Raw genomic sequence first — 21,967 nt, forward strand, 5'->3', positions numbered from 1 at the left:
CAATTTACGGTTCCTCTAACAACCATTCTGATACATTTCGTTGTTGAATTCCGTCATAATCGGCATTTTTATTCAATTCATCTAAGGTCAGCAAAAATTTAGGATATTGATCCTGCACGGCTTTGAGAGGTGCTAATTCACGATGTTAGGTTTTAGGATTCCATTCCAATTTTATTCCAAGTCTATCATAAATTTGGATTTTATTCCAATTTTATATAATCAACATGCAAAGTTAGGAATAGATTCCAATTTTTCATTTCAGCACAAATTAAATAACGACACAAATTAAGTAACGCTATTAAGTAAGACTATAATTTAATTTCTCTCTCCTTTAATGCAGCCCCTGTTTCCTATCTGCATCGGCAACACCGCACGAGTACAGCTCACAAGGTCCACGCAAAAAGTCCTGTATTGTCAGGTTCCCTAAACCGTATACGATTTTATAGATGGTTGACCATCTGGGGTCAATGGATCCGCTTTCAAGGTCACTGATATAGGACTGAGCGACCCCGGACTGATATGCCAGTTGGTATTGAGTCATACCCAATCGCCTACGCCACAACAGTATTAACATACCGAGTCTATGTGCTTCCTGTCGGGCCCGAACGTCCCGAGAACATATGATAGGATCCATACCAGCCTCTCTCTACTCTCATTCACAACACACGCCCGTATGCCTCCACAATACATCTACCGAATAAACCGCGCCCAGCATGTATTGAATGGCAATGACAGAAAAAGTCCCTATATCATTACGGATAAATCCGGTAGATATAGGGATTTTTATCATTATAAGCGATATATACTCATATTTTCACCATTTTGTGAAAGTTTGCATATATTTCGCTATATTATTATGATTATGCATCAAAGAAACTCTGTAAATGCAGATATTATATGCACATATAAACATATATATATCGCGATAAATCATTGAATCGCAATATTAATTACTCCGCACTTTCTTGAGCCTTTTTAATTTCCATGTATTTTACCATGCCGTCAACGGCGCGTTTCGCTTCGCGCATGGCGAGGACTACGGTTGCCGGCTTATGTACAACGTCGCCGCCGGCGAATACGCCTTCACGGCTCGTCATACCGTATGGGTCTTGAGACGTAATGATATACCCTTTTTCATCGACCTTAAGGTTATTTCCTTCACCGACGAGGCGTGCATTCGGTTTATGACCCGCAGCAATGATGATTTTATCGACAGGCATCACCTGATACGTGCCCGTACCGTGAATGCCGGCGCCGTCTTCATTGAGCGCCATCACTTCGTACTTAAAGCCTTCCACCTTATCTTTGCCTTCTACTCCGATTGGAGATGCAAACCATTGAAACTGAACGCCTTCGGCGCGTGCTTCTTCATATTCTGAAAGCAATGCGGGCATCTGTTCCTGGCTACGACGGTATGCTACGGTAACCGCTTCACAGCCGAGGCGCACGCACGTACGGGCCGCATCCATCGCTACGTTGCCGCCGCCGATGATAACGACGCGGTCCCCCTTCTTAACAGGGATCTGTGCTTCGTCAAGCTCGCCATTGTCTACTAATTGTACGTTAGTCAACAGATACATGGCCTGAAATACGCCGGTAATCTCATCGTTTTCCATGCGCACTTCTTGCGGAATATGCGTACCGGTACCGATGAAGATGGAATCAAAGCCTTCCTCAAAAAGCTGATCCAATGTTTTATCCTGACCGATGAATGTGTTGCATACAAATTTAACGCCTAAACCTTCCAAACGTGCGATTTCACGGCGCACAACGGATTTGGACAGGCGGAACTCGGGAATACCGAATAACAATACGCCGCCCGGTTCGGACTGACCTTCAAAGACGGTCACTTCATAGCCTAATTTTGCAATGTCACCCGCTACGGACAAGCCTGCAGGACCGGAGCCGACAACAGCCACGCGACCGTGGTCCTGTTTAATCTTTTTAGGTTTCCGCAATTCATTGATGCTTTCAAAATCGGCCGCAAAGCGTTCCAATTTACCGATGTTAATAGGCGGTTTCTTAGCCTTATTCATGATACAATTGCCTTCGCATTGATTTTCACGAGGACAAACACGGCCGCAAATAGCCGGCAAATTCGTCCGTTCCGCCAGAATATCGTTCGCTTCGCCGAAATTGCCGCGTGCGATAGCCTGAATGAAGCGGGGAATCTCGTTCTCAATAGGACACCCCATGCGACACAACGGCTTAGGACAATTCAAACAACGCTTCGCCTCCGCAAGCGCCTCCTCCATCGTGTAATCCGCATCAAAATGTAATGGTTTTAATTCGTTACTCATGGCACATGCCTCCTAACAAGGATCCAGTACTGTACTTATATTAACAATTCTATATAGACGCGCAGCTCGATGAACCACTTTCACATATGAACGTATTGCCCCCATATAACGTTAAGAATTTATCAGTTGTAACCATTCGATATGCGTGTGCCACTGGTCATGCACACACTATTCTATAGTATATTTTAAATTGTGAAAGTCATTACCGTCAAGCAAATAGGCTACGATTTGATTATGTTATTATAATAATACGTAACACTCTAAATAGGAGGATTTCTATGAACACAGCAGAATTCACTCAAAAATACTATACCGAACGCCGAGGTTCTCATTCCCGCAAATGGGACGGCCAGCATCTTAAATTCAGCCGCACCGACCTGTTGCCGCTCTGGGTGGCGGACATGGACTTCATGCCTCCTCAATGCATTCAAAATGCGATTTGTAACTATGTGAAAGCGGTGCCGCTCGGCTATACGATGACAAATCCCGCCTACATAGAGGCCGTGATGAGCTGGTATAAACGCCGTCACAGCTGTACGCTTTCAGCGGACTGGCTCACCGGCGCGCCGAATGTGATTACGGGCCTCATGTGGTGTATCGGAGCTTTCACAGAACCAAACGATGCCGTCGCCGTTCTGACCCCCGTATACGGCGCATTCGATACGAGCGCAAACGATGCTCAGCGGCATATCATTTCGGTCCCGATGCATCGCACCGCGGACAATCGTTATACCGTCGATTACGACGCTTTCAAATCGGCCATCGTCAAAAACGATGTGAAGCTGTTCATTCACTGCAATCCGTACAATCCGGTGGGTCATGTATGGACCGACGAAGAGATGGAGCAGCTGTTCAGCATCTGTAAACGTCATCATGTGCTCATCATCAGCGACGAAATCCATCAGGATCTCATTACGGGACCGACGCCGTTTACACCGGCGCTGTCGGTATCGGGCGGGGCCTATGCGGACAATATGGTCGCCATGTCCTCCGTGTCTAAATCGTTTAATATGGCGAGTCTTCACCAGGCCGAGGTCATCATCCCTAATGAAAGCTTACGCAGCCGCTACAATACGTACAGATCGCACGTGTACCATACGGATTCGGACGTCATCGCCGAGGCGGCCATCACGGCGGCTTACACACATCCGAATGCCGAAGCATGGCTCAATGATCTGCTCGCCGTCGTCAGAGAAAACTACGATTATATGTATAAAGAACTGTATGCAGCCCTTCCTGAGCTGCGCATCAGCCCCATGGACGGCACCTATTTAGCGTGGATCGATTTCAGCACTTATATCAAACCTGAAAGTATGCGCGATGTCTTTGAAAATCAGTGCCGCATCGCCCCAAGTTTCGGCGAATGGTTCGGAGGCGAAAACTATGCTACCTTTGTACGATTAAACTTAGCTACCAGCCTAGAAAACATAAAAACCACTACCCACAGCATTATTAGAAATATTTAAAATATCAGTCATATTAAGCATAATAATCGTATCCAATCATACTATCCCCTACACAACCTTAGTACATACAGGGATATATGTGCGGTAAACTATAAGGCATACAAAAAGGCTGCTCTACCATCAAACGGTGTTAGAGCAGCCTCTTTTTCATATATGTCCTATATATGTTACCTATTCAGGTTACCACATATATAGGGTCTTATTTAGTTCTAACGAAATGATCTTTTGCAAATTGCATGTCCTGTACGAGTTCCAACGTACCAAGGTAATTCTTGTGCCCGTCGCGTACAGCCATATAATTGACGTAGAACGGACGGCCCTGCTTTTCGAGCCATACCGCTACATTGTCGCGTTCACCCTTGCGGAAGGAGTCAATAATGCCGCGCACGATCGGTTCCACCTTCGGAGGATGGCAGGAGAATACATCTCTACCGATAGCCGTGGTAGGACGTTTAAACACCTTTTCTCCGTCGTTGAAGTACCGGTTGATATCTTCGTGATCAACAAAGGTAATCTCCATCGGCATGGTGTTGAGCATGGCCTCTAACTGGTCAAAGGTCAAGCTGCCGCCAATGAGGGCGATGGTATGACTGTCTCCGTTTGTTCCTGCATCCCGTTCAGCTGCGCTTGCCTTTGTAGTGCTTTCAGCCAAAGCAGATTCCGCCTCCGCCCAAACAGCCGGTTCCACGCCGAAGATAACGTCGTAGTCTTTAGCATCCTTGTAAATTCGATACCATTCTTCAGCAGTGAAGTTCTCCGCACAAATCGGGAACAGAATATTCTGTTCCTTGTAAATCATCTCCTGAGCGCGCGTAAGGAGTGCATCAAAGTCGTCATACCACGCCCGGTCAAAGATATTCGCCTTAGCTAAACGGCCAAAGCCGTCGCGAATATCCCCATCGACGGTCCACATAACCATGGACGGACCGGAAATATCATAGGCTACCTTTAGATGCGGGTATAAAAGGTCTCCCTTCTTCGCGTAATGAACCGATACCCGGCGCACCGCGTTCACGTCCTCTACGGTAACAGTCTTATCGGCGATTTTGGCCTTTGTCGCTTCAATCAAAGCATCAAGCGCCTTGTTCTCTTCCGTCAACTGATTGAGGGGATGACCGACTGTCTCGATTAAGGACACTACGCTTTTACTCTGTTCCTGAGCCTCTAAAACGGCCTCCACCTTGGCGTGTTCAGCCTCCATCTGTTCATGGATGGTAGAGCCGTGGAACAATGCGGAGTGAAGATCACATAACTGCTGTACCTCCGCCAATGGTGTGCCTTCGCGCATGAGCCCTTGTTCGGCTTTCATGATTTCACTGGCCTCAACATGTGCAAATTGACTTGCAAAATCTTCACGAACGGAGCCGAGGTCTTCGCCGGTCCCCAACCGCTTCAAATAACCTTTCAGCTGCTCCACGCGTTCACTGTCGTTAACTGTATCATCGGTGTCAGCTTCTGCGTTACTGTCGTTAGCGCCATGAGTTTCATCGTTATTGCTATGAATCGCGGTTTTATCCGATTTTGCCGTGCCCACTGTCTCGGTTGCAGTCTGTGGCGCATCTATAGATGAACGGTTTTCAGCCGTAGATTCCGCCGATACATCGCCGTGCAAGTCCGGCATCTGCCCTTCCAGCACGAATCCAGCTTTCATAAAAGCCCCCACGATATCGATCATAGAGACACCTTTCATCTTGGCCCCTTTCGGGATCGTCATAATCTTACCGACGGAATTCAGCATGATCTTATTCGTAATCTCGCTGAACCCCAGTTCCTTCATGATATCCGCTACTTCCGGATATGCTTTCACCAAATCATAAACGGATTTGGATAAATCTAATTTCTTTTCCATGTTAATTACCTCGTTATCAATTTCTATATAATACGTATTTCGCGATATTTTACAACTTATAATCCTATGATAAACGATATCGATTATAATTTCTGTATCCATGGATATACTTTTGAAAGTTATAAAAAATATTATCAAAAATAGCGGATAGTCGACCCTCGCATCAAACTGCACACCAAAACCATATCCATTTCGGCATTCAGTTCACGGATCAACTACCCGCTATATTTATTTTCTATGTGATGTATAGATAAAATCGCATCCACTCAAGCTAAAAAGAACTATACCACCTATTTGTCTTAACAAAATAAAACTACAAAATATCTATATATTCGCTATTCAACGCCTTATTCATGCTGCGAACGGCACAGAACTTACCGCACATGCTGCAGGTTTCGCTATGATCTTTCTCCGGCGCACGGCTGTCGCGGATGCTTCGCGCTCTTTCAGGGTCAATGGCACAAGCGTATTGCTGCTCCCAGTCAAGAACTTTTCTCGCGTCCGCCATCGCATCATCCCGATCACGTGCCCCCCGAATGCCTCGTGCGATGTCGGCCGCATGGGCTGCAATTTTAAAGGCCATGATGCCCTCTTTCACATCCTCCGCATTGGGCAGAGCCAAATGTTCCGCAGGTGTCACATAGCATAGGAAGGATGCACCGTGCATTCCCGCCACAGCCCCGCCGATAGCGGCCGTAATGTGATCATAGCCGGGTGCAATATCCGTAACCAATGGTCCCAACACATAGAATGGGGCACTGCCGCACAAAGAGTCCTCCAATTCCATATTCGCCTGAATCTGGTTGAGCGGCACATGCCCAGGGCCTTCCACGATAACCTGCACGCCTTTTTCGCGAGCTCGTTTAGTTAATTCACCTAATCGCACCAGCTCCTCGATCTGGCACACATCCGTAGCATCCGCGAGGCAGCCGGGACGGCATGCATCTCCCAAAGATATGGTCACGTCATGAAGTCGACAAATCTCCAATATATCATCAAAGTATTCGTAGAACGGATTTTCCTGACCGGTCATGCTCATCCACGCAAATAACAGGCTGCCTCCGCGGCTCACAATGTTCAGTCTGCGCTTGTGTTTTCTGATTTGATCGATAGTCTGCCGCGTTATGCCGCAGTGCAGTGTCACAAAGTCAACGCCGTCCTCCGCATGTAATCGTATGGTATCCAAAAAGTCCTCCGCCGTGAGCTCCGCCAAATCCTTTTTATGATGAATGACACTGTCGTATACGGGAACCGTACCGATCATGGCTTTACACTCACCGGTCAGCTTACGCCTGAAAATTCGGGTATCTCCATGCGTCGATAGATCCATAATAGATTCGGCGCCCAATCGAATCGCCCAGTTCACCTTTTCCATTTCACTGTCATAATCCGTTACATCTCGCGATGTCCCCAGGTTGACATTAATCTTGGTCCGCAAAGCTTTGCCGATTCCCTCAGGGTCGATACAGATATGATTACGATTACACGGAATCACGACCTGTCCGGCGGCGACCAGTTCCCGCAACCGCTCTTCAGGAATACCTTCCTTTTGAGCGACAATTTTCATTTCATCTGTAACAAAGCCTTCTTTAGCGGCCTCCAATTGAGTGTAAAACATTTTACATTTCCTCCTCTTGAATATAATCATTCAGCTTTGTATACAAGAAAAAGGGCACCGATACTCGATCGATACCCTTTTATGGTGTCTGCGTGCTTCCTACGCGGGCATGATCCCGATCAGGTCAAAGGTCAGGTGCTGATAGCCCTTTCTCAGCCTATTCCATAGGCTCCCTTGCATACTCTGCTATGTAATTCTTCTACAGCATATCACTCTTTGAATAATAATTCAATAAATTAACGAACCAAATTAGGATACGGACCGCCGGTTAATACCTTCCAAGATTCCGCAACAATACCTAAAAAGCCTTGATTATAACCGAATGTATTATTCAAATCCTGTTCTTTCCAGGTTTGGTCTTCCTGATTGTATGTATACACCACATTCCACGGATCATCATATATACGCATGATAACCATGCTGCCGGGCTTCATATCCTTCGCCGGAACAATCCACTCGTCACCATCGTCCAACACCAGACCGGACACGGTTTCAACGGAATACACAATTCTATCAGGCCCTTCAGAGACTACTTTCACAGAGGACTTGTCCAGATACGTACCATAGTTCATGTGTCCATAGGTTAAAATATAATTCGGATCACCATTCAGATGTTTAGGATATACATACGCAAAGGTATTTCTTAGCCCTCCGAAGAAGAATAAAAGTGCTAACGCAATAGCCCCTAATAATGCTATCTTTTTCATATGCAAACCTCCTTTATATTTACCTACACGAACAACAACTGAGTCCATCATGACAAATGTCAATTATATATATCAATAAACCCGCCCCAATGAGGTTCAGTCGATAATACACTGACAGGCCTGCATCGTTTTGAGCGCCGCATCATGCGATTCCGGGGTAACCCCCGCACAACAGGACGCGTCCACATGAATCGGAACCTCCGGCAGACCCGCTTTCAAAATAAGCGCATTCGATACAACGCAGATGTCCGTACAGAGCCCCACAAGCGTAATCGATTCAATAGGGTTAACGGTGTGCATGCCTTCCAAACGGCTCAACAGCTCAAAAGACGCAAAATTCGGCTTATCTATGAATGACACAGGGCTCATGATTTTACGACTTTCAGCAGCCTCGATCAGCCCGTCCACGATATGCCAGCCGTCCGTTCCTTTTATGCAGTGCGACACAGGTAACAGCTTGCCCTCCTGGCTGTCAAGGTAATGACTGTCATGAGTATCTCGCGTAAATATGATAGGTCCATGAAAGGACTCTATTTTTTTGCGCACATTGGCGACGATGGCCTCCGCCTGAGGAGAACCGAGGGCACCGTCCACAAAATCATGTTGCATATCGATAACTACAAGAACGTTCTGCATATAACCTCCTGTACATTAAGTATACTAATATATCTGCCATTAATTATTGCCGTATCCGGTATTCCAATTATTACTGTATCCGTACTGCTGTAAACTGACCGTAACAGCTATTTACTCATCCGCCAACGCATGTTGCACGCGATGCGGTTCATTATGCGCAATGCGGCCCGCCGCTGCAGCGGCCACGGCACCTACCAGATCATCGAGGAATGTATTGCAACGGCCACCGACTTCACTGTCTAAATCCTTGATAATACCCGGTTTTACCTTATCCAAGTAACCGTAATTCGTAAAGCCGATAGATCCGTACAGGTTAACGATGGAAAACGCCAGGATTTCATCGATGCCGTAAAGGCTTTCATCATGGGTCACGATATGTTGTAACGGCTGAGACAGCTTGTTCTGCTCCGCCAATTTATCGAGTTCCACGCCCGTAAGAATCGCATTATGTACCTCGCGCTTAGCCAATACGGATGCCACGCTGTCACGGCACTCGTCGATGCTGAGATTAGGCATATACGGTTTCTGCACGTACAGCACCAGCTCGGCGATGTCTTCCAATGTAACGCCACGCTCCGCCAGCAGTTCATATGTGTATTTTTCCAAGTCTTTTGTCGATTCCATAACGTCTCCTTTCATCAAGTATCAGAGGATAGGTGCCGCCTCAAAATGTAAGCGCTACCGGTATCCACTCTTTCTCAATAGCAGTATATAAATAATTATACCATGAAAAAATCCCCGTCGAATTCGAGTCGGCGAGGATTATCCTTCTATTTACATTCCTACTGAAATAGCAGGGGTATTAATAATTATAATAATTGTTTAGCAGATTGTACGTGTAGTATCAGAACCCGGTTAATAAATGGATATTCCGCATACATCTTATCAAATACTTCACCTTCACGGATGAAAGATGTAGTACATTCCAAGCGGAACCCTGTCCCTTGGTAACCGTTAAAGCCTTCTACTTCGCGAGCGCCTAATGTAACGATAGCGCGATTGTTAATTTTCAAATCATTTTCTGAACTTGTTAAACCTGCCGCAGGCACCCAAAGATCATCACCATCAACCTTCAAATAGGAGTTCCAAGTATTCGTTACATGCGCTTCACCATTCGCCCACGTTGTAATAGATACCACACCTTCATGCTTAAGAACTTCTAATAATTTTTCCGGTAACATCTATATGACCTCCTTATCGAATACATTTTTTTCGATATAAATATCATACCATATGGAGCGTACAATTAATAGTAGTTTTCAATACCATTTCTTAACCATCTCCGATTTCAGCACCATAGCACCAAAACCGTCAAGTTTACAATCGATATCGTGACCGTCGTTTGCAGCGGTCCACCATATCTTAGAAACCGGGCTACATATTGATATGACGGCTATATGATATCTACAATAAAATCTACTCAATCTCATTTTTCTTTATTAAAGTTTCATACAACTCCAACTTATCTTCAAGATTATTCTTATAGCCTTCCAATCGTTTGATTTCGTTCTCAATAAACTGATAGTGTTCCTGCAACAGTGTCATTCTTTCACGGACCGTATGAGCTCCGGCATACCGTAAGTCCGCATATCGCTTGATATTCGCAAGCGGCATTCCCATGTCTTTCAAGCGTTTAATAAACTGCACAAAGCCCACATCCTCCGCATGGTAATTGCGAATGCCGTTCTGTCGCTCGATGTGAAGGAACCCTTGATCCTCATAATATCGCAATGTGGAAATGAGCAGTCCCACCAATTTTGAAAATTCACCGATTTTCATACTTTCACCACCTTGACCTCAAGTATACTCGAGCATATATCATACGTCCAGAAGGAGGTAATAATTATGAAAGAAACACGCTTTAACATCGGTATGAACACATTGAAACAAATTGACGGGCTACACGGCGAGGAGGTGTATAACACACTTCAAGAGATTTCACCGGCCATAGCCGATTTATTGGTCGAGCTGTTCGGCGACATCTACACGCGCCCCAACCTGGATTTCAAGGAACGGGAACTGATTACGCTCGCGTCCCTTTTAACACTGGGCGGTTGCGAGGCTCAGCTGAAAGTACATACCAACGCGGCACTCAACGTCGGTATCGCACCAGAGCAAATCGTAGAGGTCTGCACACATTGCATCCCCTATGCGGGATTTCCACGCGTACTGAATGCGCTGTTTACGGTGAAAGCAGTCTTTGAAGAACGAAACGTATTGTAATTAAGGAACGACGGCAACAAAAATAGAGGATCCCGACGGGCCCTCTCAACAACATTATTATATTATGTACATTACACGACGCATCCAGATTGACGATATACACCAATCTCATTATAATGTAATAAAGAGATAGTCGACGAGTAGTTCCGTCAGGCTCATCCCTGAACACAATTAGACATGTAGAAATGGCCTTTCGTTTTCAGCTACCGGTTGGTAACGAAGGGCTATTTGTCGTTATTACGACAAATCAGCACTATCAATGCGCCAAAGGAAATAACCACCGTTAATATCCCGAGGACAATCATAATGACTTCATAAGCATTCATAGGCTTTCACCCCCTTCAAAGAAAAAGGGCGACCCAACCTCATTCGACTATCTTAAATTCATTATAAACCGAACTTATGTTCTATGCAATAAAAATCTATTAATAAATATTAGCCTATTTATAACTAACAAAGGGAGCCTCTTAATAGAGTCTCCCTTTTATTTGTGTACAAGTTGTACGAAATTAATTCATATTTTTCAATCAATAATTTCTGCTATATACTAATAACGAAAGAGCCATTAACGTGAGTTGGGTTCATCTCCGTCTTTTGAGGGAGGTGACATTATGACTGTATACGAAGCATTATCATTAATGATTTTATTCGCTACCCTCGTAGTGTTAATTCTTAAGAAATAATCAATATAATATATTGATTACAAAATAAGATAAACCTAACGTTCAAGACTAAGTACGGCAATACTTAGACACGTTAGGTTTATCAAATTCACAATTCTTTGATGAGCCTAACGCCTAGAACACGTTAATTGGCTCTTTTGTACTTATAGTATAGTCTGAATTCTAAAGACTGTCAATTTACTATCCAAGTCGTTTGCGCAAAATCGCATAGAGTATCACGCTAATAATAACGCTCATAACCGCTTGAATAGTATTAGTCAAAATACTTGCAACGGCTACGCCCGGATCAAACACAAAGTATTCGGCGATAAAGTAGCCCGCGACGATGACGATACCGCCTACGACGGTCGCCACCAGTGCGGATGCGACGGACGTTTTATTATACAGTGTGCCCACAAGATAGCCTTCGATGCCTTTCACAACAAAGGTAATCGGCACGAATATGGTATAGCCGAGAAATAAATCGGCTAAGGCCGGCCCGATGGCACCGATATAGGCACCCTGTTTAGGCCCCAGTAACAGAGCGGATGTCATGATAACGACATCACCTACATTGAAATAGCCGCGAATGCCGGGCACCGGAACTTTGGTGTACATTGTGAGCAATGTGGCGAGGGCAATCAATACGGCTGTGAGTACTAACGTGAACGTAGCACTGCGGGTTGGAACGTGTTGCATAGCGTCCTCCTTATACAATTAAAATAGACATGTGAATAAAACATATCACATGCCTATATCATATAACTTTATATCAACAGCCGCAAATGAAATGCTCTTCACCAAGCCTTAACCGAGTACGGATATTATCATATTATTCATACGGTATACCATCATTTTGGCTATTCGGTTCATCCCGGCCGATTGATTTAATACGTTCAATCACCCGATTCCATGTAGCTGATGTTACCCCGACAGAAAGGAACTCACCATGAATATTTTAATCATTTACACCTATCCCAACCATCAGAGTTTCAACTATACCATTCTGAAAGCAGTGCAAGAAAATCTTTCAAAGAACCACAATGTGAACACCTTGGATTTATATGAGGAACAGTTCGACCCCGTGTTGCGATTTGATGACACGCACAAGCGGCGAGATCTAAGCACCGTACCGGACATGGAAAAATATCGCAATTTAATTACTTGGGCGGACCATATCATCTGTATCTACCCGATTTGGTGGAGCGGTATGCCGGCTATGCTCAAAGGCTTTATCGATCGCGTATTTACAGCGGGCTTTGCCTATTCATACGGTAAAAGAGGCCTTATAGGTCATTTACAGGGGAAATCCGCCTGGGTCATCACTACCCACAACACTCCCGCCTTTCTGACGCCGTTTATTCAGGACTATGGCAAGGTGTTAAAAAATCAGGTTCTGAAATCCTGCGGCATCAAACCGGTTACACATACCCAGTTGGCGGGCACGGAAAACAGCTCAGACGAAAAACGCCGGCGTTTCTTAGACAAAATCGCTAATATCGCCGGCAGTATTTAAAATTCTTTTGTAGACTATATTTTTTAGCTATTCAGCCTCATGCTGCAAGAAATCATTCTTTTTGATTTTTTTCATCTTGATATTTAATAATCTTTGCAGGAACACCGGCAACGACAGCATAGTCAGGCACATCTTTTGTAACTACTGCACCGGCACCTACAACGGCATAATCTCCTATTGTAACGCCTGGACATATAGTGACATTCATGCCAATCCATGCATTTTTACCAATTGTCACCTTTCCATAAACATACTTAGTATGTCTTTCATTTAAATCATGATTAATCGTCGCAATCCTAACACAGGGTGCCAGCATGGCACCATCTTTAAATTCTATTCCACCTGATGCGGATAAAACAACGGAATGATTAATGAACACATTTTTACCAAAGGTTACACGATTGCCGAAATCACAGATGAACGGAGTTAATATCCTCACATCATCTAATTTACGATTAAATAATGTTTCTAAATACTCAACGTATGTTAAATCATTCGGCATGACGGCGTTAGCCTTGGCGCATAATGTTCTTGACCGCATCATCTCGTCAATAGCTTCTGCAAAATATGGCTCTCTTACATCTGTAGGCCCGCCTTGATCCATTAAGTCATACACATAACCTTTTGTATAATCCATAATTTACTCCTTTTCAAAAGATGGCTTCCATTTTGCGAAGTCATCTAATGCCTTTTCGGTTCTTATGTACCGTCTTTTTCCGACATTTAATGTTTCTATATTTTCCATATCTTCTTTTGAAAGTTCGAAATCAAATATTTCAGCATTTGCTTTGATGTGCTCCGGATTTTTACTGCCGGGAATTGTAATGAATCCCATTTGTATATGCCATCTAAGAACAACCTGGGCACTACTTTTATTATATTTTTCAGCAATATCCTTTATAATCTGACTGTCCAAAAGATCCGCCGTCATGCCTTTTCCACCAAGTGGATACCAGGACATAATCCTTATATTCTCTTTATCTGTTATTTTTCTAAGCTCTGTCTGTGGATAAAACGGATGACATTCCACCTGTATAACTTGTGGTTTAATTTCACACATGTTAAACAGTTCTTCAATATACTTTCCTTCAAAATTCGATACGCCTATAGCCTTTACCTTTCCCGCTTTATAGTCCGCTTCAATCATCTTATATCCCTTTTCCCAATTGCCTGTCGGCTGATGCAAAAATAATAAATCTATATAATCAAGATCTAAACGTTCCAAGGTTTCATCAACCGCATTTTCATTCTCATATTCAGTAGGCCAAAGTTTGGTAGATACAAATACTTCTTCTCTGTTCATACCGGAGAGTTTTATGCCTCGCCCAACGGCTCTTTCATTACAGTACGCATTCGCCGTGTCTACCATATGGTACCCATTTTCGAGCGCAAATTTTACACTATTTTCTGCATCTTTAGGTTCAAGCAAATATGTTCCTATTCCAATTTTTGGCATTTCTACGCTATTGTTCAATTTAAATGTTTCCATTACGGTTCTCCTTATGTAATTTAATATTGTTATTACTCATCCGTGATAGCTCTTTACTATTTTATGGTTTCTTGATCCCATATTAAAATACCGGTTTTACATGCTTCTTCATATTTATCAATTTTGTAATTCAAACGATTAAGCGCATCATCGTATTTTTTTCTTGCTTCTACCACTTTCTCCCTAGCCGCTTTCAGTAAATCACATCTCATCTCAAAAGTTTCATCTCCCATTTGAAACAATCTCACATATTCTGTAATCATGTCCACAGGAACACCTGCACTTCTCATACATATTACATTCTCTACCCACTTGAGATCTTCTTCAGAAAAATCGCGAATACCTCCACTTGTACGTGATACCTTAGGAATTGCTCCCACGTGTTCATAGTATCTCAATGCATCTGCCGTTATATTATATTTTTTGCATACTTCTTTTATAAGCATTTTGACTCCTATATATGGTAATCACACTCTCTATACACATCATACAACTTGGAGTTAGCTCTAAGTCAAGAGTGAATTATATATAGAAAATCTTCGTCCATCAATAGTAAATACCTGCCTCGATACAGCATATGTCGTATCTGCTTGATTAATCTGCTCCATTATGCTAATACCTCTTAACACAGTCTTTTATTACTTACCTTCATCATACCAAATATACTGCTCTCTTTACACAAAACGCCCTAGTAAATTACTAGGGCGCTCTATGTAGTATAGTGTCTAAGTTTTCATCAGTAGCAATATCTAGTTCCTTAACACCAGATTCGCGAATAGGACTTTTCATATGCCATTCTTCATAGGTGTCGAAGAATTTTTTTTGAATCCAATTGTAAATGCTCACAAGGATTCACCTAACAACCAGTCCAGCACATTATATTGCTGAATGCCGTTATAATTATTAGTCTTATAAATTTCATCCATCGTAAGTAAGTATTTAGGATATTGATCTCTAATGGCTTCTAGTGGTGCTAATTCTCGCTCTCGCGTATTCGGATCTAATACGGTTTCCGATACTTGATAGTACTCTAATATGCCGCCAGGTTTTTGTGCAACAAAATCAACTTCACCCTTTGCTAATTGTCCGACATAAACATTATAACCTCGGCGACGCAATTCAAGATAAACGATATTTTCTAAAATATGCCCCGTATCACGATCGACTTCCGGTAAAAGAAACTGTTTAAAAGCTGTATCCACTACATAATACTTAGGACGCAGCCGCAATAATTCCTTGCCACGTACGTCAAAACGCTCCACTTCATATAATAACAAACTGTCCTCTAGCCCTCTAAGATAACGTTCCACAGTTTTATTATCCACCTTACGTCCGGCACTCGTTAAAGAGTTCGCAATCTTTGTAGGATTAATCAGGCTCCCTATATTGGCCAAAATATATCTCACAATACTTTCAAGTAATTTAATATCTGCAATTTTTAATCGATCAACGACATCTTTTAAAATAACAGTATTAAATAAACCTTGTAAATAATCCTGCCGTCCCTGCCAATCATCAGACATATGCAAAAGCCCCGGAAATGAACCTTCGCTTACATATTTTTTATATAATGCTATTCGTGAAAGCCCACTTTCACTATAAGCATCAACATATTCCTTATAAGATAGAGGCATCATTTCAATTTGTACATAACGCCCCGTAAGTAATGTAGCCATATCAGAAGACATAAAATACGCATTGGAACCAGTAATATATATATCTATATTATCTTGTACGAAGAAATTATCCACTACACGTTCAAACTGCGACACATGCTGAATCTCATCAAGAAAAATATACATTCTTGTATCAGGAATAATACGTTCATTAATGTACTCGTATAAAGCCCGATAATCTCGTAAATTATCATATTCAATCAACTCAAAATTAATATCAATAATCTGTTCTGCCGTTACACCGTCAGATAATAACTCATCTTGAAATAGTTTAAATAATGTAGATTTACCACAACGTCGTATACCTGAAACAACCTTAATAATCGGTCTATCCCGGTGACGTCGTAAAAAATCTAAATAGTGTGGACGTGATATTAAAGACATCTTACACCTCCTTGTAAAAATAGGTTTTAAAACCTAATATTGTATATAGTATATCACAAATTAGGTTTTAAGACCTAATTTATGCATTATATTATTAACTTTAGGTTTTAAAACTTAAAACAAGGCATTCCACAAAAATTTTAGATCTCTTCAATTTTATCTAAAATCGAATTATCGAATTAAAGAATAATACAAAAGTAATGATGACAAAATAGGCATAAGGTTATACAAAACCTTATGCCTACTAAATCTCTACTGGTGCGCCTAACCGGAATCGAACCAGTGACACGCAGTTTAGGAAACTGCTGCTCTATCCTACTGAGCTATAGACGCATGTATACTTTATTATATCGTTTTTAAATCTATATACGCAAGGATTATGATATAATACGACTATTAGTAGAGTGATATTAGATGTCCCCCATTTTGAAAGAGGTTACATAATGAAAGCATTTACATATTCTGTTATCACAGGTTCACTATTAGCCGCATTAAGCATACTTTCAGTATATGCAGATTCCCCTGTACAGGCAGATGACCCGATTTATTCAACCCTGACAATCGAAGGCAACCGCGTTGTATCTGTCCAAACTTTCAAGATGAGAGAGGAACAGGAAAAGGCGGCGCTGAAAGAACAGGAACGCTTAAACAGAATCACGGAAAAACACCGTGCAAAACGGAAGAATCAAACTCGTGCAGAGATGTTAAAAGGCTTGACGCCAATACCATACTATCCTCCTGTCAGTGAGACGCGCAAATTACAAAGTGAAATGTTCTCCGGACCATTGGGTAGAGAACTCGATTTGCGTATGGTAGAGGCTTATACACGGGATTACGACAAGGCAAAGTCGGGTGATATCTATATATATGCGGATTACGCAGATTACACATCTAAACAGTTGTTAGGTGAGAAAGATGGTACCACAGCCATTTCAGCCATGATTCTGCAAACCATCATGCGCAAGGGCGAAACGAAAGCTTTCAGCCTGGATGTGAACGTATATTATATTAATCCCACGACCCACACCATTTCCATGAGTCGTTCCGATGACATGAAGGGTATACACACAGACAAAAACGAAACGGATTATGTATTCAAACTCCCGAAACATCAACTCCAGCCGGGTAATCCACATTATGAACTGGCTAAATTGATGTATCATGATCTGACCGGTAAGGAATTTAATTAATAACACAGATACAGAGTTTAATTAATAACATAAGTAAAGAATTTAATAGCACAAAAAGGGCCCTTATGAACAGCATCCCCCAAATGAACACATTTTTTGGAGGTGCAGATCATTAGGCCCTTTTTATTTGCATTATTTATTTTACATCACTGAAATCGATGTTCATGCCCAAGGCTTTAGCAACGCCTTCACCATAAGCAGGATCACATTGATAGCAATGTTTTGCATGACGTTCTTTGATAAAATCAGGTACGCCGTCCATAGCTGCTGCCGTATTTTCAAACAGGATTTGTTGTTTTTCAGGGCTCATGAGGCGGAATAATTTACCCGGTTGTGTATAGAAGTCAGAGTCGTCTTCATAGAAGTCATATTGATAAGCCGCTCCGGATACATCGAGAGGAGGATTTTTGAATTCCGGTTGTTCAGCCCATTCACCAAAGCTATTAGGTGCGTAGCCGATAGTAGATCCATGATTACCATCTACACGACCTTGGCCATCACGATGATAGCTGTTTACAGGACATTTTGGAGCATTAACAGGAATCTGATGGTAGTTGGCACCGAGACGATAGCGTTGTGCATCCGCATAGGAGAATAAACGACCTTGAAGCATTCTATCCGGGGAGAAGGAAATCCCCGGTACAATAGTGGACGGTGCAAATGCAGCCTGCTCCACATCCTGGAAGTAGTTTTCCGGATTGCGGTTAAGTTCCATCACACCCACTTCAATCAATGGGAATTCATCGTGATACCACACCTTTGTTAAGTCAAACGGATTGTATGGCATGTTGTTAGCCTGTTCTTCCGTCATCACTTGAATGCATAATTTCCATTTAGGGAAATCGCCGCGTTCGATAGCATCGAAAAGATCCCGTTGATGGCTTTCACGGTCATTAGCCACAAGATCAGCCGCCTCAGCATTGGAAAGATTTTCGATAGGTTGTTGGCAAACCCAATGGAATTTAACCCATACGCGTTCATCGTTTTCGTTGATAAGGCTATAGGTATGACTGCCAAAGCCATGCATTGTGCGATAAGACTTAGGAATGCCGCGGTCACTCATAACAATGGTAACTTGATGGATCGCTTCCGGCAAGCTGGACCAGAAGTCCCAGTTTGCTGTCGCATCGCGAAGGTTTGTTTTAGGATTGCGTTTTACAGCACGGTTCAAGTCAGGGAATTGCAATGGATCGCGAATAAAGAATACAGGTGTATTGTTACCTACGAGGTCCCAGTTGCCTTCTTCTGTATAGAATTTTACGGCAAAGCCACGAATATCGCGTTCCGCATCGGCCGCACCGCGTTCGCCTGCAACTGTGGAAAAACGTACGAATAACGGTGTTTGTTTACCCACTTCAGAGAAAATTTTCGCTTTCGTATATTTCGTAATGTCATTGGTGACTGTGAAAGTACCGAATGCGCCGGAACCCTTCGCATGCATACGACGTTCAGGAATCACTTCACGCGCAAAGTGGCCCAGTTTCTCCATCAACCAGACATCCTGCATCAATACAGGGCCACGTTTACCTGCTGTAGCGGAATTGCGATTGTCGGGTACAGGTGCCCCAAAGGCTGTTGTTAATTTCTTTTCATCACTCATAGTATAACTCCTACTTAGAAATAACCGGATACTTTAATACATATTTGTTCATCAAACACTATAAAAAAATAACTTATAATAACTCATTTAGTATAATTAATCTCTATAATGAATAATGATTATCCAAATTCGACTTAATGATAACATACTTTTATGAAGCATACAAATTATTTTGTGAAATTATCGTGTATACATGCTCTCATTTACATTTTATATTGATAATTTATAAGAAACATTAACTCCTACATACCCTATCGTATATAGCCAAAATTATATATAACAAAAAGCTCCCGCAACTATAATAGTTGCGAGAGCTTTCATTACTATGCCGGGCGACTCCAGTCGACCTGCACATCGATGGCTTCCCACATACGGGTCAGCGCCAATTTCAAATTCTCCAGGGAATCAAGGGGTCTTACGTTCAATAGTTCATACGTATCAAGCCCCGTTGCATTCTCAATGGCATGTTCTTCGTTCAGATAGGCTAACACCTTATTAACCCATTCCTGTTCCGGCAGATCAACGGCCACTGTCTTCGTATCCGTATCGTAAGATAGAACCCCATTGCTGTTATTGCCATAATGGATGGCTACGCGAAATATACTCATATCTTTACCTCTCTTGCGGTAATTTATTAATTCTATATTCATATTGTATCATGAATGATTATATTCGTGAAAGTATTCAATATAAACAATCTATAAAGGATAGAGACCTGTGCTATCAAGACTTTTAATCAGGATCTTCGTCGAGCGGTAATTTGTCATCCGCTGTGCCCGCATCTGTTGCGGATTTCAATTCGGACCGTTTCCGACGTGACCCCGCCTCTCCGTGAAAGCGTCGCCACAAGGCTCCGCTCATAACGGCGGTCTCGCCGAACTTCGATTCCAGCGCATCCAGAACACCTGCCAGTTTATTCTCCGTTGTATCCTGCGTCGATACGAAGAGACTGTCCTGTACAGGAACCTCCTCATCAAGGCCGCTCACGGATAAGCCCAACAGACGAACCGGCTTCGGAGGGTTAATAAACTCTGCGGCACCTGCCGTATGTGAGCCTCCGCCTCGAGCAACCGTTGCAACCGGTCCGCCGGCGGTAGTCCTTGACGCATCCCTGATATTGCCGGCCTTACCGGCGAGGTCCCCGCATCCCGAAGTATGGTCCGCCATCAATTTATTCCACAGCAGCTGCGCCGTTTCGTAGAATATATGCTCATGATCCGTCGGCGTATCGAGCCGTTTCTGCCTGGACACGGTGCTGAAGTCGCCGTAACGGACCTTAATCGATACGGTATGGCCCTGCAGATTCCGTTTCCGTAAACGTTTTGACAGGCGGTTCGCAAAGTACCGAAACTCAAGAGCGATGCTGTTACCGTCCGACAAATCCTCTTCGTATGTTTCTTCGGCCCCGACGGACTGTATTTTGCGGTCCGTTTCAACGGGCCGATTATCGATGCCGTTCGCCAGTTCCCAAATACGCCGCGCCTGATTTCCCACGAGAGGTATAAGAGCGCTTTCATCAGTCAGGGACTGAATATCCCGCATAACGTGAAAGCCGCCCTTTCTAAGGCATTTTTCCGTATGAGGGCCTACGCCCCAGATACGCTTGATCGGCAGCGGCGCCAACACCTGTTTCTCACGGCCGTAAGGAATGACAACGAGACCGTCCGGCTTGTCCAGATCGGATGCGAGCTTGGCGAGAAATTTATTCGGCGCCAGTCCGGCGGAAATGATGAGCCCTGTCTCTTCGTAAACACGGTCTTTAATGGCGCGGCCTAACTCCTTGGGCCCTTTGTACATGGTGGACATACCGCTCACCTCGAGAAAGGCTTCATCGATAGAAAGCGGCTCTATATAGGGCGTGAATTCTTTCATAATCAAAAAAATCTGATGGGACACCTCTTTATAGCGATCCATCCGAGGATATACATAAATGCCGTCGGGGCAAAGCTTCTTGGCCCGCGATATGGGCATCACCGAATGAACCCCGAATTTACGAGCCTCATAGGAACAGGTCGCCACGACACCACGTGAAGAAAGGCCACCCACGATGACGGGATGACCTTGATAGTCCGGATGATCCAGTTGTTCTATGGACGCGAAGAATGCATCCATGTCAACATGCATAATCCAACGTCTCATAAATTACACTTCTTTTTCGTGATCCGAAATACGGCAGTATTTAATTTGTGCACAAATACATTCATCCTTCGTTTTGTACAGTTGAGGAATGATTTCCAGAATATCTTCGAATGTCGCTTCATTGATGGAATAACGGGTCCACAGGCCGTTACGCTGGGAATTTACCACACCCGCATCGATTAAGATCTTCATGTGATAGCTCAATGTCGATTGAGACAAGTTAAAGCTGGCCAAGATATCTGCGGCACATAATTCGTTACAGGACAACATATCGATGATATGCAATCTCGTTTCATCACTAAGGGCTTTAAAAATTGTCGCTAAGCGTTCGTAGGAAACTTCAACCATATCTATAAACTCCTCAAAATCCATATCAAATAATATCTATCTACTTATTTCTTTTATTATATACTATTTTTAAAAGTAAATCTATTTTTTTCTGTTTATCCGTATGTTAATAATTTCTTTTGAATACACAACTTTTATTTATGTAGTAAAATTTAACCACAAAT

24 protein-coding genes, 1 tRNA gene, 1 pseudogene and 1 riboswitch are annotated in these 21,967 nt (G+C 43.1%); of the genes and pseudogenes, 5 read left to right on the forward strand and 21 right to left on the reverse strand.

Going from position 1 to position 21,967, the window contains the following annotated elements; translation table 11 throughout:
- Window positions 1-4: 4 nt before the first annotated feature.
- The 3 genes and pseudogenes from VEHSUH05_RS09370 to VEHSUH05_RS04240 all read right to left on the reverse strand — a co-directional run.
- Window positions 5-145, reverse strand: a pseudogene (locus VEHSUH05_RS09370) (ATPase); the annotation flags it as partial.
- A gap of 186 nt (window positions 146-331) precedes the next feature.
- Window positions 332-634, reverse strand: coding sequence for a helix-turn-helix domain-containing protein (locus VEHSUH05_RS04235; protein ID WP_105090824.1), 303 nt, complete (start codon window positions 632-634; stop codon window positions 332-334).
- 316 nt (window positions 635-950) lie between these two features.
- The gene (locus tag VEHSUH05_RS04240) at window positions 951-2,300 is read right to left on the reverse strand and encodes an NAD(P)-dependent oxidoreductase (RefSeq protein WP_105090825.1); all 1,350 of its coding nucleotides are present in this window, start codon (window positions 2,298-2,300) and stop codon (window positions 951-953) included.
- A 278-nt stretch (window positions 2,301-2,578) separates the two neighbouring features.
- Between VEHSUH05_RS04240 and VEHSUH05_RS04245 the strand changes: the two genes are divergently transcribed.
- Window positions 2,579-3,766 (forward strand): MalY/PatB family protein, encoded by a 1,188-nt coding sequence (locus tag VEHSUH05_RS04245; RefSeq protein WP_105090826.1) that lies wholly within the window; start codon window positions 2,579-2,581, stop codon window positions 3,764-3,766.
- Between the two features lie 199 nt (window positions 3,767-3,965).
- Here VEHSUH05_RS04245 and VEHSUH05_RS04250 read toward each other — a convergent pair whose 3' ends face one another.
- The 8 genes from VEHSUH05_RS04250 to VEHSUH05_RS04285 all read right to left on the reverse strand — a co-directional run bounded on the left by VEHSUH05_RS04250 (window position 3,966) and on the right by VEHSUH05_RS04285 (window position 10,355).
- A complete protein-coding gene (locus tag VEHSUH05_RS04250; RefSeq protein WP_105090827.1) occupies window positions 3,966-5,615 on the reverse strand; it encodes a DUF438 domain-containing protein in 1,650 nt (549 codons plus the stop codon).
- Between the two features lie 313 nt (window positions 5,616-5,928).
- On the reverse strand, window positions 5,929-7,233 hold the full coding sequence (thiC, locus tag VEHSUH05_RS04255; protein WP_105090828.1) for a phosphomethylpyrimidine synthase ThiC: 1,305 nt from the start codon (window positions 7,231-7,233) through the stop codon (window positions 5,929-5,931).
- Between the two features lie 79 nt (window positions 7,234-7,312).
- Window positions 7,313-7,419, reverse strand: a riboswitch (TPP riboswitch).
- A 50-nt stretch (window positions 7,420-7,469) separates the two neighbouring features.
- A complete protein-coding gene (locus tag VEHSUH05_RS04260) occupies window positions 7,470-7,940 on the reverse strand; it encodes a hypothetical protein (RefSeq protein WP_105090829.1) in 471 nt (156 codons plus the stop codon).
- Window positions 7,941-8,036: 96 nt separating this feature from the next.
- Window positions 8,037-8,576: a cysteine hydrolase family protein gene (locus VEHSUH05_RS04265; RefSeq protein ID WP_105090830.1), complete on the reverse strand. Its 540-nt coding sequence runs from the start codon at window positions 8,574-8,576 to the stop codon at window positions 8,037-8,039.
- A gap of 111 nt (window positions 8,577-8,687) precedes the next feature.
- Entirely contained in the window at window positions 8,688-9,200 is a 513-nt protein-coding gene (locus tag VEHSUH05_RS04270; protein WP_054674527.1) for a phosphatidylglycerophosphatase A family protein, read from the reverse strand.
- Between the two features lie 185 nt (window positions 9,201-9,385).
- On the reverse strand, window positions 9,386-9,757 hold the full coding sequence (locus VEHSUH05_RS04275) for a pyridoxamine 5'-phosphate oxidase family protein (RefSeq protein ID WP_054674525.1): 372 nt from the start codon (window positions 9,755-9,757) through the stop codon (window positions 9,386-9,388).
- Window positions 9,758-9,835: 78 nt separating this feature from the next.
- A complete protein-coding gene (locus VEHSUH05_RS09375; RefSeq protein ID WP_245875927.1) occupies window positions 9,836-10,006 on the reverse strand; it encodes a PhnA domain-containing protein in 171 nt (56 codons plus the stop codon).
- Entirely contained in the window at window positions 9,993-10,355 is a 363-nt protein-coding gene (locus VEHSUH05_RS04285; protein ID WP_054674523.1) for a MerR family transcriptional regulator, read from the reverse strand. The genes VEHSUH05_RS09375 and VEHSUH05_RS04285 overlap by 14 nt, the downstream gene beginning before the upstream one ends.
- Window positions 10,356-10,421: 66 nt before the next feature.
- Between VEHSUH05_RS04285 and VEHSUH05_RS04290 the strand changes: the two genes are divergently transcribed.
- Both VEHSUH05_RS04290 and VEHSUH05_RS09490 read left to right on the forward strand, forming a co-directional pair.
- A complete protein-coding gene (locus VEHSUH05_RS04290) occupies window positions 10,422-10,799 on the forward strand; it encodes a carboxymuconolactone decarboxylase family protein (RefSeq protein ID WP_105090831.1) in 378 nt (125 codons plus the stop codon).
- Between the two features lie 611 nt (window positions 10,800-11,410).
- On the forward strand, window positions 11,411-11,482 hold the full coding sequence (locus VEHSUH05_RS09490) for a putative holin-like toxin (protein WP_219565824.1): 72 nt from the start codon (window positions 11,411-11,413) through the stop codon (window positions 11,480-11,482).
- A 180-nt stretch (window positions 11,483-11,662) separates the two neighbouring features.
- Here the strand turns inward: VEHSUH05_RS09490 and VEHSUH05_RS04295 are convergent, their stop codons facing one another.
- Window positions 11,663-12,160 (reverse strand): ECF transporter S component, encoded by a 498-nt coding sequence (locus tag VEHSUH05_RS04295; RefSeq protein ID WP_105090832.1) that lies wholly within the window; start codon window positions 12,158-12,160, stop codon window positions 11,663-11,665.
- Window positions 12,161-12,410: 250 nt separating this feature from the next.
- Here VEHSUH05_RS04295 and VEHSUH05_RS04300 point away from each other — a divergent pair, with 250 nt between their 5' ends.
- Window positions 12,411-12,977, forward strand: a complete 567-nt coding sequence (locus tag VEHSUH05_RS04300) for an NAD(P)H-dependent oxidoreductase (RefSeq protein ID WP_105090833.1) — start codon at window positions 12,411-12,413, stop codon at window positions 12,975-12,977.
- Between the two features lie 52 nt (window positions 12,978-13,029).
- Here VEHSUH05_RS04300 and VEHSUH05_RS09460 read toward each other — a convergent pair whose 3' ends face one another.
- The 5 genes from VEHSUH05_RS09460 to VEHSUH05_RS04325 form a co-directional block, all read right to left on the reverse strand.
- A complete protein-coding gene (locus VEHSUH05_RS09460; RefSeq protein WP_054674521.1) occupies window positions 13,030-13,614 on the reverse strand; it encodes a DapH/DapD/GlmU-related protein in 585 nt (194 codons plus the stop codon).
- 3 nt (window positions 13,615-13,617) lie between these two features.
- Window positions 13,618-14,466 (reverse strand): aldo/keto reductase, encoded by an 849-nt coding sequence (locus VEHSUH05_RS04310; protein WP_054674519.1) that lies wholly within the window; start codon window positions 14,464-14,466, stop codon window positions 13,618-13,620.
- Between the two features lie 56 nt (window positions 14,467-14,522).
- On the reverse strand, window positions 14,523-14,912 hold the full coding sequence (locus VEHSUH05_RS04315) for a MerR family transcriptional regulator (RefSeq protein ID WP_054674517.1): 390 nt from the start codon (window positions 14,910-14,912) through the stop codon (window positions 14,523-14,525).
- Between the two features lie 396 nt (window positions 14,913-15,308).
- A complete protein-coding gene (locus VEHSUH05_RS04320; protein ID WP_105090834.1) occupies window positions 15,309-16,526 on the reverse strand; it encodes an ATP-binding protein in 1,218 nt (405 codons plus the stop codon).
- Between the two features lie 256 nt (window positions 16,527-16,782).
- Window positions 16,783-16,859: transfer RNA gene (locus tag VEHSUH05_RS04325), tRNA-Arg, on the reverse strand.
- A gap of 110 nt (window positions 16,860-16,969) precedes the next feature.
- On the opposite strand from VEHSUH05_RS04325, the gene VEHSUH05_RS04330 reads away from it, so the two are divergent.
- A complete protein-coding gene (locus VEHSUH05_RS04330) occupies window positions 16,970-17,716 on the forward strand; it encodes a hypothetical protein (protein WP_105090835.1) in 747 nt (248 codons plus the stop codon).
- Between the two features lie 136 nt (window positions 17,717-17,852).
- On the opposite strand, the gene VEHSUH05_RS04335 is transcribed toward VEHSUH05_RS04330, so the two are convergent.
- The 4 genes from VEHSUH05_RS04335 to VEHSUH05_RS04350 form a co-directional block, all read right to left on the reverse strand.
- Window positions 17,853-19,316 (reverse strand): catalase, encoded by a 1,464-nt coding sequence (locus VEHSUH05_RS04335; protein WP_038117460.1) that lies wholly within the window; start codon window positions 19,314-19,316, stop codon window positions 17,853-17,855.
- Window positions 19,317-19,639: 323 nt separating this feature from the next.
- The gene (locus VEHSUH05_RS04340) at window positions 19,640-19,924 is read right to left on the reverse strand and encodes a hypothetical protein (RefSeq protein WP_105090836.1); all 285 of its coding nucleotides are present in this window, start codon (window positions 19,922-19,924) and stop codon (window positions 19,640-19,642) included.
- Between the two features lie 124 nt (window positions 19,925-20,048).
- A complete protein-coding gene (gene dinB, locus VEHSUH05_RS04345) occupies window positions 20,049-21,455 on the reverse strand; it encodes a DNA polymerase IV (RefSeq protein WP_174678708.1) in 1,407 nt (468 codons plus the stop codon).
- Between the two features lie 3 nt (window positions 21,456-21,458).
- Entirely contained in the window at window positions 21,459-21,803 is a 345-nt protein-coding gene (locus tag VEHSUH05_RS04350; protein WP_038117462.1) for an ArsR/SmtB family transcription factor, read from the reverse strand.
- Window positions 21,804-21,967 lie beyond the last annotated feature (164 nt).

Origin of the sequence: Veillonella denticariosi JCM 15641, from assembly GCF_002959855.1 — a bacterium.
Lineage (GTDB): Bacteria > Bacillota > Negativicutes > Veillonellales > Veillonellaceae > Veillonella > Veillonella denticariosi.

Bases quoted from the DNA above. Each gene is read 5' to 3' on its own strand.
- VEHSUH05_RS04235 (WP_105090824.1), bottom strand. From the start codon at position 634: ATGGATCCTATCATATGTTCTCGGGACGTTCGGGCCCGACAGGAAGCA.
- VEHSUH05_RS04240 (WP_105090825.1), bottom strand. From the start codon at position 2,300: ATGAGTAACGAATTAAAACCATTACATTTTGATGCGGATTACACGATG.
- VEHSUH05_RS04245 (WP_105090826.1), top strand. From the start codon at position 2,579: ATGAACACAGCAGAATTCACTCAAAAATACTATACCGAACGCCGAGGT.
- VEHSUH05_RS04250 (WP_105090827.1), bottom strand. From the start codon at position 5,615: ATGGAAAAGAAATTAGATTTATCCAAATCCGTTTATGATTTGGTGAAA.
- thiC (WP_105090828.1), bottom strand. From the start codon at position 7,233: ATGTTTTACACTCAATTGGAGGCCGCTAAAGAAGGCTTTGTTACAGAT.
- VEHSUH05_RS04260 (WP_105090829.1), bottom strand. From the start codon at position 7,940: ATGAAAAAGATAGCATTATTAGGGGCTATTGCGTTAGCACTTTTATTC.
- VEHSUH05_RS04265 (WP_105090830.1), bottom strand. From the start codon at position 8,576: ATGCAGAACGTTCTTGTAGTTATCGATATGCAACATGATTTTGTGGAC.
- VEHSUH05_RS04270 (WP_054674527.1), bottom strand. From the start codon at position 9,200: ATGGAATCGACAAAAGACTTGGAAAAATACACATATGAACTGCTGGCG.
- VEHSUH05_RS04275 (WP_054674525.1), bottom strand. From the start codon at position 9,757: ATGTTACCGGAAAAATTATTAGAAGTTCTTAAGCATGAAGGTGTGGTA.
- VEHSUH05_RS09375 (WP_245875927.1), bottom strand. From the start codon at position 10,006: ATGAGATTGAGTAGATTTTATTGTAGATATCATATAGCCGTCATATCA.
- VEHSUH05_RS04285 (WP_054674523.1), bottom strand. From the start codon at position 10,355: ATGAAAATCGGTGAATTTTCAAAATTGGTGGGACTGCTCATTTCCACA.
- VEHSUH05_RS04290 (WP_105090831.1), top strand. From the start codon at position 10,422: ATGAAAGAAACACGCTTTAACATCGGTATGAACACATTGAAACAAATT.
- VEHSUH05_RS04295 (WP_105090832.1), bottom strand. From the start codon at position 12,160: ATGCAACACGTTCCAACCCGCAGTGCTACGTTCACGTTAGTACTCACA.
- VEHSUH05_RS04300 (WP_105090833.1), top strand. From the start codon at position 12,411: ATGAATATTTTAATCATTTACACCTATCCCAACCATCAGAGTTTCAAC.
- VEHSUH05_RS09460 (WP_054674521.1), bottom strand. From the start codon at position 13,614: ATGGATTATACAAAAGGTTATGTGTATGACTTAATGGATCAAGGCGGG.
- VEHSUH05_RS04310 (WP_054674519.1), bottom strand. From the start codon at position 14,466: ATGGAAACATTTAAATTGAACAATAGCGTAGAAATGCCAAAAATTGGA.
- VEHSUH05_RS04315 (WP_054674517.1), bottom strand. From the start codon at position 14,912: ATGCTTATAAAAGAAGTATGCAAAAAATATAATATAACGGCAGATGCA.
- VEHSUH05_RS04320 (WP_105090834.1), bottom strand. From the start codon at position 16,526: ATGTCTTTAATATCACGTCCACACTATTTAGATTTTTTACGACGTCAC.
- VEHSUH05_RS04330 (WP_105090835.1), top strand. From the start codon at position 16,970: ATGAAAGCATTTACATATTCTGTTATCACAGGTTCACTATTAGCCGCA.
- VEHSUH05_RS04335 (WP_038117460.1), bottom strand. From the start codon at position 19,316: ATGAGTGATGAAAAGAAATTAACAACAGCCTTTGGGGCACCTGTACCC.
- VEHSUH05_RS04340 (WP_105090836.1), bottom strand. From the start codon at position 19,924: ATGAGTATATTTCGCGTAGCCATCCATTATGGCAATAACAGCAATGGG.
- dinB (WP_174678708.1), bottom strand. From the start codon at position 21,455: ATGAGACGTTGGATTATGCATGTTGACATGGATGCATTCTTCGCGTCC.
- VEHSUH05_RS04350 (WP_038117462.1), bottom strand. From the start codon at position 21,803: ATGGTTGAAGTTTCCTACGAACGCTTAGCGACAATTTTTAAAGCCCTT.